Here is a 15,988-nt window from a genome sequence, read left to right as displayed (position 1 = left end):
GTTTCCGATAGCTTTAAGTTAGTAACCGCTTGTTTCATCTTAAAGTGGTCAAAATGAAGCTCTTCGGAAAGAAAAAGTCGCCTAACACTCAAGAGATGAAGTACGACATCTATGGGGGATGCGAGATCACCAAGGAAGCTAATGGCTATAAGATTACGTGGAGAAGCCCGAACTTAACTACGATTACGGTTAGCTCTCCCCCTACTATCGATGGCGATGTCGAAGTAAAAAATGAGGGAAATACCATTCGTGTTCTCTCAATGGAATGCAAACTGACACTCAGCACTAATGAAGGAGCCACGGTGGCAAGGATCTCTAAGATTTAAACCGAGAAGGAAGTTCAGCGAAAGTTCTCCTTTTTTCTTTTTCGACAATAAAAAAACATTTTAATTCCAGATGATGCGGCATAATTCTTTCCAGATTACCTAATTTTAGAGAAACTGATGGGCATCTTTAACGATCCAGAAAGTTTTTATTTTACTCGCTCACCATATTAGGGGAGCATCTAGTAGGTGAATGCGAATGCCTCTTGTAAATGAGCGGGATCTACTCTTGCCGGCATTGAAGGAGCGAAGAGCGGTTGGAGCATTCAACGCCAACAACATGGAAATGGTGCAAGCTTTTATATGGGCGGCTGAAGAGGCAAGCAAAGAACTAGGGGAACCCGTGGATCTTATAATTCAGCTCAGTCCAGGCGCAAGTAAATATGCGGGTTGGGCCCTTGGCGCAGGGATGGTGAAGATAGCTGCCTCCGAGACTGATGTTAGAGTTGCACTTAACCTAGATCATGCGACGGAAATCGATCAGGTTAAAAAAGCATTGGATGCAGGTTTCACAGCCGTACTTTTCGACGGTTCTTCATTGCCCTTCGAAGAGAATATAAGGTTAACCCGTCAGGTCGTTGAGATGTGCCACGCAAAAGGTGTGCCAGTGGAAGCCGAGCTCGGAAAGATACCGAAAATTGAGGACTACTTCACTTCATCGGAGATAGCGCATCTGAGAAATCTCCCAGCCGCCGAAGCTGTCAAAATAATTCGTGAAAGGGCTGGAAAATCTGTTGAGGACCTAATGGCCAAACCTGAAGACGTAGAATATTTTGTATCGAAGACTGGCTGCGATTTTCTTGCAGCGGCTTTCGGTTCAATACACGGAATATGGGATGACATCTGGCCAATCCGTGTTGACCGCCTAATAGAGATACAGGAACGCACAAGTCTTCCACTCGTCTCTCACGGCTCATCAGGTATACTCATGTCACCTAAGGATGCACGTGAAAAAGGAATCAAACTCGCAAAGGGAGAAGGAACATTGCTGGATGCCATTCAGACAGGCGGTGTTACCAAGGTTAACGTTGCCACCGCCCTCTCAATCGCCTTCATAGAAGGTTTCATCCAGGCATATCAGGCTAATCCTAGCGAGAAAGACTTCCGTAAGCTGGGAGGGCCTGCAAGAGACAGAGTGAAGGAGAAGGCCAAGCAATATATGCGCTTATTCGCCGGTCACGTCTAGATGAGAAGTTTGATAACTCCCTCCTTATAGAATGGGACAGTGTCAAAAATATCTAGCTGACATGAGAATTCCACATCTTTTTTAAACCCTATCCCCGCCAATTTTTTGGCATGCGCGCCCCTCATTACATGCTCAAGCAGATTACTCTCTGCCCGCTCAAAAGATAATAGGGCTGCGAAGGCGGCATCTGAAAGATTAACTCCCATTTTACTTAATCTCTTTACAATTGCACCGCCGCATAGAAAATCTTCTAGTGAGAACCTACCTTGGCTCCCTGAAAGCAGAATGGTAATATTGAGTCCATTACTATAGGCTATCTGAAAAGACTTCGATGCTGCAGCGCTCGCGTTAAGGAAAGAGCCAAGTAGAATCCATGGGGCATCCTTCACGTTTGTTAATGCCAGGGTTCCACTCGTAGTTGAGAAGATAAGCGTTTTGCCACATACCCTATCACATGTAAATTCGAGAGGCGAGTTCCCAAAATCGAAGCCCCTCGGTTTTAATCCGCCCCTCTCGCCAGCGGTCAGGTATTCGGGGTTATTCCTTTTCAGATAGAGTGCACCCTTCAATGAGCGAGTGGGAATAACCGCTTTTGCATTATTGCTAAGCGCGGTTACTATGCTCGAAGTGCATCTCAACGCATCCACAACTATGATTAGGTCTCCACGTTTAACGGCCATATCGCCGTCCTTCGCCGTCATCTCCATATTCACGTCCAAAGATCCTTCCTCCATATCCGCTAAAGACTTTTTAGAACCTAAAAGTTATAATTTTCCAGTTGTCCAGAAAATCCTTTTAATACGAGGCTTAAACTATTATTTTTTATCCTTTAAGCGACGGTTCATCATAATGTCAAGAGATGATGAAGGTGTTAAGATAGGCCTCGAGATTCACACTCAGCTCACCAGTCTAAAGACGAAGCTTTTTTGTAGTTGCCCTTCAGATTATAGAGGCAAGGAACCAAATTCTGTTGTGTGTCCCGTATGTCTAGGCCTTCCAGGCTCGCTTCCCATCCTCAACGAGAAGGCTGTCGAATACGCTGTCATGGCCGCCCTTGCCTTAAACTGTAAGATCTCGGAACGCATGTTATTCTTTCGTAAGAATTACTTTTATCCGGACTTACCGAAGAACTTTCAGATCACCCAATATGATAAGGCTGGAGGCGTCCCCTTAGCGACTAAAGGCTACCTCTTCATAGAGGATGGGGGGAGAAGAAAGAAGGTGAGGATCAGCCGCGTGCACCTAGAAGAGGATCCTGGTAGACTTGTCCATATCGGTCCTATTGATCAGTCACCATATACGCTTGTAGATTATAATCGTTCAGGTGTAGCCCTCCTGGAAACGGTGACAGAGCCAGACTTAAATTCGCCGAAGGAAGCTAGGATCTTTCTCCATAAACTTAGGTCCGTTTTTGAGCATTTAGGAATTTTTGATGGCAGTCTAGAGGGAGCTATGCGATGCGATGCCAATATTTCTTTAGCGGGAGGGACTAGAGTTGAGGTCAAGAACATATCATCCTTTAAGGAGGTTGAGAGGGCCTTAAGTTTTGAGATTACCAGGCAGAAAGGGCTGATAGAGAAAGGATTGCTTGTAAAGAGGGAGACAAGGCATTGGGACGAGGTGAGAAGGATAACGGTGTCTCTGAGAACCAAGGAGGAGGAACAGGATTATCGCTACTTTCCAGAACCCGACCTTCCCCCCGTAGTTCTGGATGAAGAATTTATTTCAAAAGTTAAGGCGAAGATGCCTGAGCTCCCGGAAGAACGGATGAAACGGTTTATGGCCACTTATGGTCTGCCAAGATATGACGCAGAGGTTCTTGTGGGTTCAAAACAATTAGCCGACTTCTTCGAAGAATGTGTAAAGTTATATGAGGAGCCGAAAGAAGTGAGCAACTGGATAATGAGCGATCTTCTGCGTTATCTCTATGAGAGCGATCTTGAGATACAAGAATCTAAAATAACCCCGGAGAAACTTGTTGAAATGATAAAAATGATTAAGGATGGGGTGATAAGCGGAAAGATAGCTAAGACAATTTTGCCGAAGATGATCCAAACTGGTGATGATCCGCAAAAAATAGTGGAGGAGGAGGGACTAATGAAGATAGATGACCGGAATATTTTAAGCGGCTTAATAGATATTGTCTTCGACGAAAATCCAAAAGCCGTTCAAGATTCATTCAAGGACGAAAAAGCGATTCACTATTTAATAGGTCAACTGATGAAGAAGACAAATGGAAGAGCGGATCCAGTTATGGCGAACGAGCTCGTAAGAGAGAAGCTAAATCTTCTCAAATCTAAAAAGTAAGAAAGGAACTTCCAGCTCTCATGCCCTTTCCTTCTCGAGCATCCTTACAAGAAACTCGTAAGCTCTGAATGCACCTATTCGATCTGATTTCAAACCCTCCGTAGAAATTAGAATACCCGTTCCCTCCATTCTCCTCATCTTAGCAAGGCCTAATATCAGCCCCTGAACCCCAACTATACTTCCACTCCTGAACTGAGCAGCACCCATACCTGTTAACTCAGCATACATTTTCTTAGATGTCGATGCTACAAGTATATCTCCAGTAGGTTGAAGAGCCTGCAGCCCGTCGACAACGATGATTCTTCTACTTCTTAAACGCGCGGCAAAATCTATCACATCATTGCCGAGTTCATAATGTGCTGTGACATCCTCAACCGACGGTTCACCATCCCCGGTTAAAATGACAATGTCACTTCGATCTTTCGCGATGTAAAATTCGTACCTTGGGAGACGGCATACGCCTCTCCTACTGATAAGCACATGGTCTGGAAATGTAGGCGAATATAGTTCAGCAAATATCTTCGCCTCTAATTTTTCAATTAGCAACTTTACTGCAATCCTTCCAATATTTCCCGGTCCAGGAAGCCCGATGATAAGGGACGGCCTCTCTAATGGGGGGTCAAATCTCCGCCGGATATAAGTGTCCCTCAACTGTAATACCACATGTGGAATTCTAAGCAAACTTTTAGGCGTGCGATCCTTTAGGCTTAATGCTTATAAATATTTTCTGTCCGTAGGATGGTATGAAGTGTGTGTAACTTGAAAGGGTCTAGCAAAGAAGAATTGTATAATTTTTGTTTCCGAGAGATTGTGGGCGCGTGCTCCAATAGACCATTATTTGAAAAGATGAAAATATTTTGTAAAGTTCTAAAGGAGCATATCCCTTATTTCTTCTGGATAGGCTTCTACTTTAATAGGGGGAGTCTTCTTGAGCTGGGCCCCTCAATGGGACCGCCTGCATGTGCTCAGATACCGCTCACAGGCGTTTGTGGCAGAGCGGTAAAAACGAAGAAGCCGATCATCGTCCCAGACGTGGACCGTTTTCCAGGTCACATCGCATGTGATCCTAGATCGAGATCCGAAATTGCAATACCATTGCTTAATGAGAGAGGTGAGGTAGTGGCAGTTTTGGATGTTGACAGTGATAAAGTCGAAAGCTTCGATGAAGTTGACTTAAAATGGCTTGAAATGATAATTGGGGAAGTTTTTTCTTCAGGAGATTTAGATCGAATAATAGATTGTAGAGCGAAAGACGTTTAAGTGACCCTCAGACAAAATCTGATAGGGACTTCTGCTTACTCACCCCTTTTTCCCTGTGTTCCGCATTGGCTTTCTCATCTTCAGGAAAGATTACTATTTGACCATAAACTCCGTCATACCCTGGGATTATTTTCACCCTCCCATCCCTCACCCGAGATATGGCTTCGGCTATCCTTAAGTTTGAGGCTTCAGCAATGGCTTGAATCGGTGTCTCCAACAGAACTGTGTACTCGTCTCCAAACCTTGAGACGAGAACGTTATAAATCTCCCAAACTTTTTGGACGCCAGGATAGTTGACGCCGATGACGGTGGAGATTATCTCAGAAAGTGGTAATAGGTATTTATATCCCGGGGTATTAGGTGGCTTATATCCATCAGGTCTATCCGCTAACTCCTCAACTCTCTCCTCAACCCCTTTTGTGAGTCGCCTGTGACAGACTGGGCATAATCCTCCACACATAATTGCCTCCTGTGGAGGCAGAGACACGCCGCAGTTTCTATGTCCTGTCCAATGGTACTTTCCATAATCTGGGTAGGTTTCGATTGTAAATCTGAAATATGATGGATCTTTTTCTTTAATGGCCCTTATGACATTCTGGTAGGTAAACTTCTCCAACTCAAAGACGTTGGCTTCACGTCCAATTCGCCAAGGCCAGCTTGAATGTGAATCGCTATTTGAGACGAGAGCAAAATGGTCTAATCTACTTAGACGCCAGTTCATTGGCGGATCGGAGGAAAGGCCGGTTTCGATGGCGAAGATGTGACGTGTCATATCCTGGTAGCAGTCTTCAACACTATTGAAGCCTGCGAAGGCGCCGAAAATGCTGAACCAAGGTGTCCATGCATGTGCCGGGATAACCACGTTATCTCTCGATATTTCCATAATTTCTTCGACGAGTTGTGGAGCAGACATGTCTAGTGTAGGTCTTCCATCGGCTTTGAGGTTTCCATAGTTGGCAAGCCTATCGATAATCTGCTCAGCCGTCTCAAAACTTGGCGTGAAGATTACATGATGGATCTTCTTTACTTCTTTACCATACGTGAATACTGTGGACACTTCTCCAGTGATCATAAACCTTAGATCAGATTTAGCCTTTAACGGCTGATATAGGCTTGTCCCAGGTACTTCAACAAGTACATCCTTAAGGTGCCTAAGCCATTCTGGATGGGTGAAGTCTCCCGTCCCGACAAGATTTAATCCCTTCAGTGGCGCGAACCTTTCGATCTCCTCTATATCCATCTTCTCACTTGTAGCGCGGCTGTACTTACCGTGAATGTGAAGATCCGCAATTACTCGCATAACCATTCCAACCATCTAAATTTCATATCTTTAAATTGCATGGGATCATTTAAGGTTCTACATAGACTTTGGGCGTAGTGATTCATCTCATTCACCGCTAAAGTATCATTTAACTGGGGATGCCTTCTTAAAGGAGGATTTTTCGAGGTCTCTCTGCGTCGATAGCCACGTTCTCGAGACGCCCCTTTGTTCTCAGCATAGAATACAATCATCCTAGCTATGAAGGAGATTCCTAGTGCAATATCCGTTAAAGTTGTTCCGATCAATTTTTTCACGTCAAAATGCGTAGCCATTCCTCGCCTTCATAATGATAAACATGTTTTCCGTACAGTATATTTCACCCCTCTTTTTCTCCTTTTAACGGAAACAATTTTTCCCAATCTATTTTAAGCATGGCGCAAACGATGATTATAAGTAAGATCGCCGTAGCCAGCATCGTGAATATGCCTCCCTCACCTCCTAGTAGAACCTCAATAGCGCTGATTGATAGGCGACCTCCATAGGCGAGAATAAGGCACATCAGAATCTTACCGGCGAATGCGGGTAAGAAAGCTCTGAAAAAGTTGTAGCGCATTATTCCAAGAGGTATAAATAGGAGATCATCTGGGAGGGGAAGCAAAGCAAAAAGAAAGATGATCATAGTCGCGCCGTACCTATCAAAAATTTTCACCATATATTCCATCTTCTTCTTTCTTTCCTCGCTTACGGCGGCTCTTCCAAAAAATCCGAGAAGATAGCCGAATAACTCTCCCAGAGCAGAACCTGTTCCAGCTGACAATGCGACAAGAAGGGGATCAAGAATTTTACCCATGAAGAAGACGATGAGAGTGTATGGGATGGGGATGATGACGGATGAGGCGCCTATAAATGAGACGGCGAATATGCCGACATATCCATACTGAATGGCCACTTCCCTTAACCATTGATCTATCTGATCCATCAAATTTAGTGTCCCTTGGGCGCTCCAAATGGGATGCAATATAGACCTTCCATGCATGTTTGAATACGTCCCTAATAAAGGAGGGACAACCCTAAAATATCTAACTGGAAGCCTTAAATCTATTTCTGCTCTATTAATATGACGGATCTGGTAAGATGGTACTAGGGCGTCTTGACGAATATTTAGAGTTTCCCGAAAAAGAACGTGAAAAGGACAAGGTGAAATCATCATTTTCGGATTCAGGAGAGAAGATTAATCAAAAAAACCTGTCACAAGGAAAGGGGGACGTACTGGCTGGAGATGAGTGTCCAAAGAACCTTGCCCCCTCATACCTTGTATCCGTAACATATGATGGGGAGAAAAAGGCTGCATGTCTTAAGCTGTATGAACCGAACTCTAAGCAGATTTATCTCTGGTACGACAATACTGGGCATCAGCCATACTGTTTTACGAATGTATCTCCTGAAGAGCTGCAAAAGATGGATCGGCTGATCAGCCATCCGGGATTCGACCGCCTTGAGACTGTTGAAAAATATGATGCTCTTTTAGATAGAAGGGTAACAGTGACCAAGATTGTTGCTAAAGATCCCTTGGCCATCGGTGGCCGCGCCTCAGGATGCATCAGGGACATAGTGCCAGAGGAATATGTGAAGATATTTGGGGATTCGAAGCAGCCGAAAGTTTGGGAGGCAGCGATAAAATACTATCAATGTTACATATTTGATTTAGATCTTTCTCCAGGCATGATATATAGGATTGAGGATGGAAACCTGGTTCCAGTCCTATATGAGGAAGCGGAAAAGACTGTGGATGAGATTCTCAGGAACAATTTCAATGATGAACCGAAAGATCTCTTTCCCTATCTAAGGTCTTGGGTTAGGCTTCTGGAATATCCGGCGCCAGAGATGAGACGTATCGCCATCGATATTGAGGTCTTCTCACCCGTGGCTACACGTGTACCAGATGCCGACGTTGCAGATTACCCAGTAATCTGCGCTTCTACTGTCAGCTCAGACGATGAGAGAAGGGTTTTTCTTCTTAAGCGTGAAGACAAGAAAATTGATGATTATCAGCTCGGCATACTCCACGATGTAAGTGTTGAATTTTACGATACAGAAAAGGATCTGCTGTCTGCCATCTTTAAAGTTCTTGCGGAATATCCCTTCGTCATAACCTTTAACGGAGATGATTTCGACCTAAAATACCTTTACCATAGAGCCCAGAAGTTAGGTTTTAAGCGAAGCGAGGTTCCCATAGAGCCTGGGAGGGAGGTATATCTACTTCGCCGAGGGGTTCACATCGACCTTTACAAGTTCTTCTTCAACAGGTCGATTCAGGTTTACGCGTTCGGGCAGAAGTACCGTAACGTCACACTTGACGAAATCTCTAAAGCAATACTGGGAAAAAGAAAGATCGAGATATCAAGACCCGTGGCTGATCTAAGCTATAAGGAGCTTGCGGAATACTGCTTCAATGATGCACTGATAACGTATGAGCTGACCTCCTATAATGACGACCTCGTCATGAAGTTGATTCTCATATTGACTAGGATAAGCAGAATGCCTATGGAGGATGTGAGCCGCCAAGGTGTCTCAAGGTGGATAAGGAGTTTCATGCAGTATGAGCATCGAAGGAAATGTATGCTGATTCCAAATCAGGAGGACATAATAGCGGTTAAAGGGACAACTGCAACGAAGGCAATCATTAAGGGAAAGAAGTACATGGGAGCCATCGTTGTTCAACCAGTAGCGGGAGTGCACTTTAACGTTAGAGTTATGGACTTTCAGAGCCTATATCCATCCATAATCAAAGTTTACAATCTTGGCTATCAGTCAATCCGTTGTGGGCATGAAGAATGCAGAGAGAATAAGGTGCCTGGGACTCCACATTGGATATGTAGAAGGCAGAGAGCGTTGGAGAGCGCCCTTATAGGATCACTTCGTGACTTGAGAGTAAAATGGTATAAGCCAAAAGCTAAAGATCCATCGCTTCCAAAGTCGCAGAGAAACTGGTACGACGTGACTCAAAGCGCATTAAAGGTTATTCTTAACGCTTCTTACGGCGTCTTCGGGGCTGAAACATTCGATCTATATTGCCCACCTGTTGCGGAGGCTACGGCGGCTATTGGTAGGGACGTGATAACCCAGACGATAGAGAAGGCCCGAGAGCTTGGGATACAAGTGATATACGGCGACACAGACAGCATATTTCTGAAGAATCCTACGCAGGAGCAGATTAAGGCGCTGTCTGAATGGTGTGAAAAATCACTCGGGATGGAGATCGACGTGGACAAATCTTACAGGTACGCTGTTTTGAGCTCGCGGAAAAAGAATTATTTAGGCGTCCTCTTAGACGGAACAGTAGATGTTAAGGGTTTAACTGGCAAGAAACGCCATATACCAGTTTTGATTAAGAGGTTTTTCGACGAGATGGAGGAGAGGCTCAGCCAGGTTAAGACACCTGGGGATTTTGAGGAAGCGAAGAACGATATTGAAAAGATTATCAGAGACTGCTATAACACGATTAAACGCCGAGAATGGAACAGCATTGACGAGTTGGCGTTTGAGGTTGTGCTTGGAAAGTTGCCCAGATACTATACAAAGACCACGCCGCAGCACGTTAAAGCTGCTAGACTTTTAAGGGATAGGGGAGTCGAACTCAAGGCAGGCGATATAATAAGATTTGTGAAAGTGACCAAAGAGCCTTATGTAAAGCCCGTGGAGCTCGCAACCGACAGGGAGATCGACGTAGACAAGTACGTCGCTTACCTGCAGTCAACATTCGATCAAGTCCTCGATGCACTAGGCTTGGAATTTGAAAAGATAATCGGATTAACAAGGCTGGAGCAGTTTATATAAGTTGCAGGGGGAATGTAACCGCCCAACCGTTCAATCTGTTATGAGGTCTTCTCTAACGATGAATGATGAATTAAAGAAGCATATTAGAGAAGCGGTCAGATCTATTGATGCTGACAATCTGGGCGTCGCATTCTCCGGTGGGGTTGATAGCTCCCTACTCGCAAAGGTCTGCAAGGATGAGGGAAAGGCGGTGACCGCGCTAACCGTGGGCTTCATAAATGATCGTGACATCAGAATAGCCGAGGAGACAGCGAATGCAATGCGTCTCAAGATAGTTAACGAAGTAGTTTCTCTGGAAGACCTTGAAGAGGGTTTGATGGATACTCTACGTGTTGTCGAGACCGAGAGGATCTCATGCATTGAGAACAGCGTCTGCTTCTATTTCGTCTTCAGACTTGCCTCAAGGCATGGAATAAGAGTCGTCGCCTCTGCGAATGGGTTAGATGAGCTTTTCTGCGGATACAATATCTATAAAGAAAGTTTTGGAGATGAGCTCAGCGTTAAGCGTCTAATGGAGAATCTCGTGAAAACGGCATACGAAGACATGCGAGAAATCGAGAAGGTCTCAAATCTCTTCGGAGTCAAATATGTCTGCCCGTTTCTTTTCGAGGACTTTGTCAAGTTTGCGAAGGAGTTGCCTATAAAGAGCAAGATCCTAGGTAAGGATGATGGTATAAGGAAGCATATGTTAAGGCAGGTGGCGCTTGAGATGGGGGTTCCTGAATTCGCAGCCTTTAGGGTTAAGAAAGCGTTTCAGTATAGTTCAGGGCTAGACAAGGCTGTTCGGACGCTGGCAAAGATAAGGGGATTTACAAAGGAGGTTGGCAAAGCAATGGGATTTGCAAGCGGTCTAGAAGCCTACATCAAAACTTTAAAGTCAAAAAACTTAGTGCTATGATGAATATTTCGTATCCTGATTAAAAACTTAAATCTTGATATATGAATATTGAAGAAGTATTCTAGGAGGTTTCTGAGATGGATTTTTTCGATGTAGTAAAGCGGAGGCGGAGCATCCGCGCCTTCACAGAAAAAATACCGCCTGAGGAGGACGTAATGAAATTGATTGAGGCTGCAAGATGCGCGCCTTCCGCGGGGAACATACAGCCATGGGAGTTCATAGTGGTCAGAAGGCCTGAGATAAAGAGAAGATTATGTGAAGCTGCTTTGGGACAGTCTTTCGTAGAGGAGGCTCCAGTAGTGATTGTTGTATGCGCAAATGTTGACTGGTCAAGGCGCGGCTATGGCATCCGTGGAGCTGAGCTTTACTGCTTGCAGGATACGGCGGCCGCGACACAAAATATACTTTTAGCGGCCGAGGCGTCTGGGCTTGGAGCATGCTGGGTTGGAGCTTTCAATGAGGATAAGGTAAGGGAGGTTTTGAAGGTTCCTCATGGCTTGAGGCCAGTCGCTCTGATCCCAATAGGATATCCTGCTGAAACTCCCCGGCCGCCATATAAGCGTCCACTCGAAGAGATAGTGCATTATGAGACGTTTTAATTAGCTCCTGCTTCATAAAGGATATATGCTTATTAGCTAAAGGGTAATTCTTTAGGTGGAATCTTTTGGCAAATTGTCCAAATTGCGGGATCAAAGTCGACGAAGAGGCGAAGTTCTGCCCAAAATGTGGAGCTAAGCTCTATGCGGCTGAAGGCGCGCATAAACCGATAGAGTACGAGATAAAGTATAGACCGTCATATTCACTGTTGGAGGTGCATCTTCCACCTGGAGGCTCTATTACAGCTGAAGCAGGCTCCATGACCTATATGAGCAGCAACATTGAGGTTAAGACGAGAACTAGGTTAGCCGAGTCTGGGGTCTGGGGCACGATAAAAGTGTCGCTGCTCGGAGGCGAAACCCTCTTCATAAATGATTATATAGCACGCGGCGGAGAGGGTAAAGTTGGCTTTGTCTCTGCACCGCTTGGAGACATCACATGTCTCAAGGTGAGCCCGGAAAGGGGCTATATCGTCCAGAGTTCAGCTTATATCGCTTCGACACCGGGCGTTACGCTTGACACACAGTGGCAAGGTTTCACAAAGGGGCTTTTCGGACAAAACCTCTTCATGATCAAAACATTGGGCCAGGGTTTATTGTTTATTAACACGTTTGGAGCGATAGACATGCATGAACTTAGGGCTGGAGAGAGCATAGTTGTCGATAACTTCCATTTAGCCGCATTAAGCACAACCTGCCAATATAAGGTTAGAATGTTTGGCGGCCTAAAATCTACGATTCTGGGAGGAGAAGGGCTGGTAACAGAGGTCACAGGTCCAGGCGAAGTTTACATTCAAACTAAGAACCCGCAGGAATTTGTTCATTGGCTCTGGAGATATATTGCTCCACTCGTCCGCGCGGAGGCAAGTAGAGGAGGAAGATCGGGAGTCTCTCTTAGGCTTGGGTAACCGAGATTGGTAATTTCCGAAATCCCTTATGTAACCCTAATTGCGGTTTTGCGGCTCCAACAATATTGGAGTGGATATTGTTGAATCTTGGGAGAATCCCTGTTGTTGCGGTAATAGGTCGCAAGAACTCCGGGAAGACTTTGGTGATTGAGGCATTGACGTCCAGTTTCGTCTCCAGAGGCATCAAGGTTGCCTGTGCAAAGCATGTGAACGAGAAGGGTTTCTCAATGGACGCTGAAGGAAAGGACACTTGGAGATATACGGTGGCAGGCGCTCAACTGGCGGCAGCCGCCTCAGACGTTGAGGTAGCCGTCAGAATTAGAAAACCTTTGGATTCTTCAGTTATTGAGGCCTTGCGTAGATACTCTGCAGAAGAAGGAGCTTCGGTACTCTTGCTTGAGGGTTTTTCATCGTTTGTTATTGGCGATGTGAAGATTGGGAAGATTATCTGTGTTAAGGGCAAAGAAGATTACATCGAATTTAAAGAGAAGGCTAAAGGCGAGATAATCGCATTCTGCTCATTATATGACGTGGATGTAAACGTTATGAATTTAAAAAAGGATTTGGCCGCTATTCTCCAAAAAACGCATTGGTTTGTTGAGAAAATGACGAAGGTTTACCAGTGTCTAGATATACTTCCAAGACTGGATTGTGGCAAATGCGGCAGAACATCTTGCGAGGATCTAGCAGTCGACATAATCGAAGGAAGGGCAACAGCTGAAGAATGCATACACCTCAGACTCAGACCAGCCTTGAAGGTCAAAATAAAAGTGAATGGAGAGGATGTTCCACTTCAGCCATTTGTTTCAGAGTTTGTCAGGAGAACAGTGCTAGGAATGTTATCCGCCTTGAAAGGGATTACCGTCAGAGGAGACGAAGATGTGATTATCGAGATCTTGAAGCGACAACCTAGAGGTTGACTGAAAGGCCTGTAAAAAGCGTTTCACATCTATCTCCGAAACTTTCCCGCAAGGTCTCAACAGCCTTTTTACCTGTACAGTGGCCTAAATAAAGGATTTCTGGGTCAATTTTCTTAAGATCTTCCATAGTCTTTTTTATTCTTTCTTCACTTGCATTGGAGAGGTGTAGGCCGCCGACTACAGCATAGATCTTCTCCACCTTCATCATCTTTTTTGCATAGTGTATCGCGTTAATGATCCCTGAATGGCTGCATCCCGAAATGATTACAAGCCCCTTCCCATCCACTTTGATCACTAACGCCTGCTCGTCGATCATCATGTCTTCGATGAACCTCTCACGGCTTACAGTCCAAAATCCCTTCACATCCTCATAACCGGTTACCCTCTCAATCTCACCTGTTGAAAAAACATCCTCCGATATGGCTATAGGGTTACGTGAAAGGATAAGCAGGCCGCCAACTGCTTCTACATCATGCTTCGAGAATGGGGCGCCGACACTCGTCAAGAAAGGTTTATACGCCAATTTGGGCTCAAAGATTCTGGGATGCGCAATAATTGGGATCCTTTTATTAATGTGTCTTAATAAAGATAGCAACCCGCCTATGTGATCATAATGGCCATGTGTCAACACTATAGTATCCGTCCTCCCAAGATCTACATGCAGAACCTCAGCATTCTGAACAACTATACTTGAAGGAGGACCAGTGTCCACAATAATGCAATGATCTTTACCTTCCCCGCTTGTTAATTTTAAATAAAACGATAAACCATGCTCAACCCTGAGACTTTCAAAGCTCTTTAACTTCTTACTAAGGGTATCCTCAACAATAACCGTAAATCTCAAGCCTTTTACCATTTCATCACTTCAGCAGACCCTAACAGAAACACTTGATATCCTAAAGGTGCACATTAATTTATCCTTTAACTCCTTTTTTAAAAAAAATTTTGACCATGGCTGGGCATATTATTCTAAGATAAGCTCCCCAGCTACCAAGGGTGATTCATCTGTTCCGTTAGACCGATTTGCTTTATTAAAAAATTAGTAATTGTCTTGAATCCACTAAGTCAACACCATGCCTTAGCATACTCTTAATAGTGAATGGTTTAATCACCTTCTTACTCAGCAAATAGTAGCTCGCATTTGCACTCAAAAGTGCGGGGGTGGGATTTGAACGGCTTTTAAGTCATGGCGAAAACTCCCGCAAACCCTTCTTTTTCTGTTTTATTTGCTCAATTATGTTGAGCATTTATAAGAAGTATTGAGCAGTCCAATGGATAACTTTTTGTTAATTTTTAGTGGTTGTTTATATATTATTAACGTTTTTTGTGTTAATTATGGACGTGTCTTCTTGTCGCGGTTTCTCCTCGATTGGTTAAGGAATAATAAGCTCTTTTGCCTGCGCCTACTCTTACGACCCAATTCTTGTTCATCATTTCTTTGAGGGCGCGAACTATGGATGGTAGAGGCCTATCAATTCGTTCTGCAATGTCCTTTGGTGTGAGTCTTCCTTTACTTAGCTCTTTTAATATTTGATATTCGAGTTTCGTCGGGATTTCAATTTCTTTTTCCTCTTTGAAAACGTGTTCTGGTTCAACTATTTCCGATTTTGACTCGATTGCTGCCTGAATTGCTTCATATGTTCTTTCTAGCATCAAATACGTATTTGGAGCAGAGACATTTAGCAGCGCCTTTATGGTCTCTGGAGGTAGAATCTTTTGGACTGTTTCAGTCGCAGTTTTTTCTTGTTTCTGAATTTGTGATATTCCTATGAAAGCTCTAGAGTGTATTATTTTTTCTACATCTTCATATCTAGTAACTCCTGGATAAGTTTCTACCGTGGATAACCTTCGAACCGAGGATGTTGTAGCCTCTTTCATTGATTCTCCAAATGTATATGTTAGTGTTATTATTCCTCTTTTGCCTTGAAACCATGATTGGTTTCCGTCAAAAAAGTCGGAAAGTAACATGTCAGAGCTCATTTTATCCAGTTCATCTATAGCGAATATGGGAATGCCTTCATCCTTTGTTAGTTTTGAAAGAAGCATTTCAGATACATGCCTAATATCTAAATCCTTCGAGGTGATAATCGCTTCAACGTTAGGTTTATTTAGTCTGTTAATAAGCCATTTTAGGCATTTCTCGCATACGTCGGAAGCTAATATGAGCGGTGGAAAGATTATCGACGATACCTCTAGAATTTTGCGAGCTATCCAGGGAGCGTATTTTTGCGCATTTTCTTTTATTCTATTCTCTCTTTCTTTAAGCTGTGATATGTTCCAGACTCCTAATATTACGGATCTATAAAATGCATCTTCCAACTCTTTTATGCTAGAAGCTGCTTTGGCGCCTTTAACTGTGACTGAAATAGGCAGAACCTTCAAATCTCGAGATTGCAGAAGCGTTTCCAAAAGTATGCCCTGCATTGCTGTTGTTTTCCCAACCCCTCTTGTGCCATAAATAGAAAATCTGCGTTCTTGATCAATTATCATTG

Annotated in this window: 15 protein-coding genes; 9 read left to right on the top strand and 6 right to left on the bottom strand. The window is 44.1% G+C overall.

All coding sequences use genetic code 11. From position 1 onward, the window contains the following. Nucleotides 1-53 precede the first annotated feature (53 nt). Complete coding sequence (locus tag NZ952_00860; protein MCS7119750.1) at nt 54-326, top strand: hypothetical protein; 273 nt, start codon at nt 54-56, stop codon at nt 324-326. Between the two features lie 196 nt (nt 327-522). Then, nucleotides 523-1,509 carry a class II fructose-bisphosphate aldolase family protein gene (locus NZ952_00855; protein MCS7119749.1) on the top strand — a complete coding sequence of 329 codons (987 nt, stop codon included), beginning with the start codon at nt 523-525 and terminating at the stop codon, nt 1,507-1,509. Here NZ952_00855 and NZ952_00850 read toward each other — a convergent pair. Further along, nucleotides 1,506-2,243, bottom strand: a complete 738-nt coding sequence (locus tag NZ952_00850; protein MCS7119748.1) for a 2-phosphosulfolactate phosphatase — start codon at nt 2,241-2,243, stop codon at nt 1,506-1,508. The genes NZ952_00855 and NZ952_00850 overlap by 4 nt on opposite strands. Nucleotides 2,244-2,358: 115 nt before the next feature. On the opposite strand from NZ952_00850, the gene gatB reads away from it, so the two are divergent. Next, entirely contained in the window at nt 2,359-3,816 is a 1,458-nt protein-coding gene (gatB, locus tag NZ952_00845; protein ID MCS7119747.1) for an Asp-tRNA(Asn)/Glu-tRNA(Gln) amidotransferase subunit GatB, read from the top strand. An 18-nt stretch (nt 3,817-3,834) separates the two neighbouring features. Here the strand turns inward: gatB and NZ952_00840 are convergent, their stop codons facing one another. Next, nucleotides 3,835-4,467 carry a PAC2 family protein gene (locus NZ952_00840; protein MCS7119746.1) on the bottom strand — a complete coding sequence of 211 codons (633 nt, stop codon included), beginning with the start codon at nt 4,465-4,467 and terminating at the stop codon, nt 3,835-3,837. A 294-nt stretch (nt 4,468-4,761) separates the two neighbouring features. On the opposite strand from NZ952_00840, the gene NZ952_00835 reads away from it, so the two are divergent. Beyond that, complete coding sequence (locus NZ952_00835) at nt 4,762-5,076, top strand: GAF domain-containing protein (GenBank protein ID MCS7119745.1); 315 nt, start codon at nt 4,762-4,764, stop codon at nt 5,074-5,076. A gap of 7 nt (nt 5,077-5,083) precedes the next feature. On the opposite strand, the gene NZ952_00830 is transcribed toward NZ952_00835, so the two are convergent. Both NZ952_00830 and NZ952_00825 read right to left on the bottom strand, forming a co-directional pair. Then, nucleotides 5,084-6,382: an endonuclease Q family protein gene (locus tag NZ952_00830; GenBank protein ID MCS7119744.1), complete on the bottom strand. Its 1,299-nt coding sequence runs from the start codon at nt 6,380-6,382 to the stop codon at nt 5,084-5,086. A gap of 331 nt (nt 6,383-6,713) precedes the next feature. After that, nucleotides 6,714-7,316, bottom strand: a complete 603-nt coding sequence (locus NZ952_00825) for a VTT domain-containing protein (GenBank protein MCS7119743.1) — start codon at nt 7,314-7,316, stop codon at nt 6,714-6,716. A 155-nt stretch (nt 7,317-7,471) separates the two neighbouring features. Between NZ952_00825 and NZ952_00820 the strand changes: the two genes are divergently transcribed. The 5 genes from NZ952_00820 to NZ952_00800 all read left to right on the top strand — a co-directional run bounded on the left by NZ952_00820 (nt 7,472) and on the right by NZ952_00800 (nt 13,496). Next, nucleotides 7,472-10,174: a DNA-directed DNA polymerase I gene (locus NZ952_00820; GenBank protein ID MCS7119742.1), complete on the top strand. Its 2,703-nt coding sequence runs from the start codon at nt 7,472-7,474 to the stop codon at nt 10,172-10,174. Nucleotides 10,175-10,232: 58 nt separating this feature from the next. Then, nucleotides 10,233-11,072 (top strand): asparagine synthase-related protein, encoded by an 840-nt coding sequence (locus tag NZ952_00815; GenBank protein MCS7119741.1) that lies wholly within the window; start codon nt 10,233-10,235, stop codon nt 11,070-11,072. A 77-nt stretch (nt 11,073-11,149) separates the two neighbouring features. Continuing rightward, nucleotides 11,150-11,671: a nitroreductase family protein gene (locus tag NZ952_00810; GenBank protein ID MCS7119740.1), complete on the top strand. Its 522-nt coding sequence runs from the start codon at nt 11,150-11,152 to the stop codon at nt 11,669-11,671. Between the two features lie 65 nt (nt 11,672-11,736). Next, complete coding sequence (locus NZ952_00805) at nt 11,737-12,576, top strand: TIGR00266 family protein (GenBank protein MCS7119739.1); 840 nt, start codon at nt 11,737-11,739, stop codon at nt 12,574-12,576. Between the two features lie 80 nt (nt 12,577-12,656). Next, the gene (locus NZ952_00800; GenBank protein MCS7119738.1) at nt 12,657-13,496 is read left to right on the top strand and encodes a molybdopterin-guanine dinucleotide biosynthesis protein MobB; all 840 of its coding nucleotides are present in this window, start codon (nt 12,657-12,659) and stop codon (nt 13,494-13,496) included. On the opposite strand, the gene NZ952_00795 is transcribed toward NZ952_00800, so the two are convergent. Together NZ952_00795 and NZ952_00790 are read right to left on the bottom strand one after the other, a co-directional pair. Beyond that, complete coding sequence (locus NZ952_00795) at nt 13,486-14,352, bottom strand: MBL fold metallo-hydrolase (GenBank protein MCS7119737.1); 867 nt, start codon at nt 14,350-14,352, stop codon at nt 13,486-13,488. The two genes, NZ952_00800 and NZ952_00795, sit on opposite strands and share 11 nt — an antisense overlap. A 473-nt stretch (nt 14,353-14,825) precedes the next feature. Beyond that, the coding region (locus tag NZ952_00790; protein MCS7119736.1) for a winged helix-turn-helix domain-containing protein at nt 14,826-15,988 on the bottom strand (1,163 nt) is incomplete at its 5' end.

It is taken from the genome of Candidatus Bathyarchaeota archaeon (assembly GCA_025059045.1).
Lineage (GTDB): Archaea > Thermoproteota > Bathyarchaeia > Bathyarchaeales > DTEX01 > JANXEA01.
This window is presented reverse-complemented; position numbering and strand designations above follow the sequence as displayed.

Coding starts and splice junctions, on each gene's coding strand:
- NZ952_00860 (MCS7119750.1), top strand. CDS start 54: ATGAAGCTCTTCGGAAAGAAAAAGTCGCCTAACACTCAAGAGATGAAG.
- NZ952_00855 (MCS7119749.1), top strand. CDS start 523: ATGCCTCTTGTAAATGAGCGGGATCTACTCTTGCCGGCATTGAAGGAG.
- NZ952_00850 (MCS7119748.1), bottom strand. CDS start 2,243: ATGGAGGAAGGATCTTTGGACGTGAATATGGAGATGACGGCGAAGGAC.
- gatB (MCS7119747.1), top strand. CDS start 2,359: ATGTCAAGAGATGATGAAGGTGTTAAGATAGGCCTCGAGATTCACACT.
- NZ952_00835 (MCS7119745.1), top strand. CDS start 4,762: ATGGGACCGCCTGCATGTGCTCAGATACCGCTCACAGGCGTTTGTGGC.
- NZ952_00830 (MCS7119744.1), bottom strand. CDS start 6,382: ATGGTTATGCGAGTAATTGCGGATCTTCACATTCACGGTAAGTACAGC.
- NZ952_00825 (MCS7119743.1), bottom strand. CDS start 7,316: ATGGATCAGATAGATCAATGGTTAAGGGAAGTGGCCATTCAGTATGGA.
- NZ952_00820 (MCS7119742.1), top strand. CDS start 7,472: ATGGTACTAGGGCGTCTTGACGAATATTTAGAGTTTCCCGAAAAAGAA.
- NZ952_00815 (MCS7119741.1), top strand. CDS start 10,233: ATGAATGATGAATTAAAGAAGCATATTAGAGAAGCGGTCAGATCTATT.
- NZ952_00810 (MCS7119740.1), top strand. CDS start 11,150: ATGGATTTTTTCGATGTAGTAAAGCGGAGGCGGAGCATCCGCGCCTTC.
- NZ952_00795 (MCS7119737.1), bottom strand. CDS start 14,352: ATGGTAAAAGGCTTGAGATTTACGGTTATTGTTGAGGATACCCTTAGT.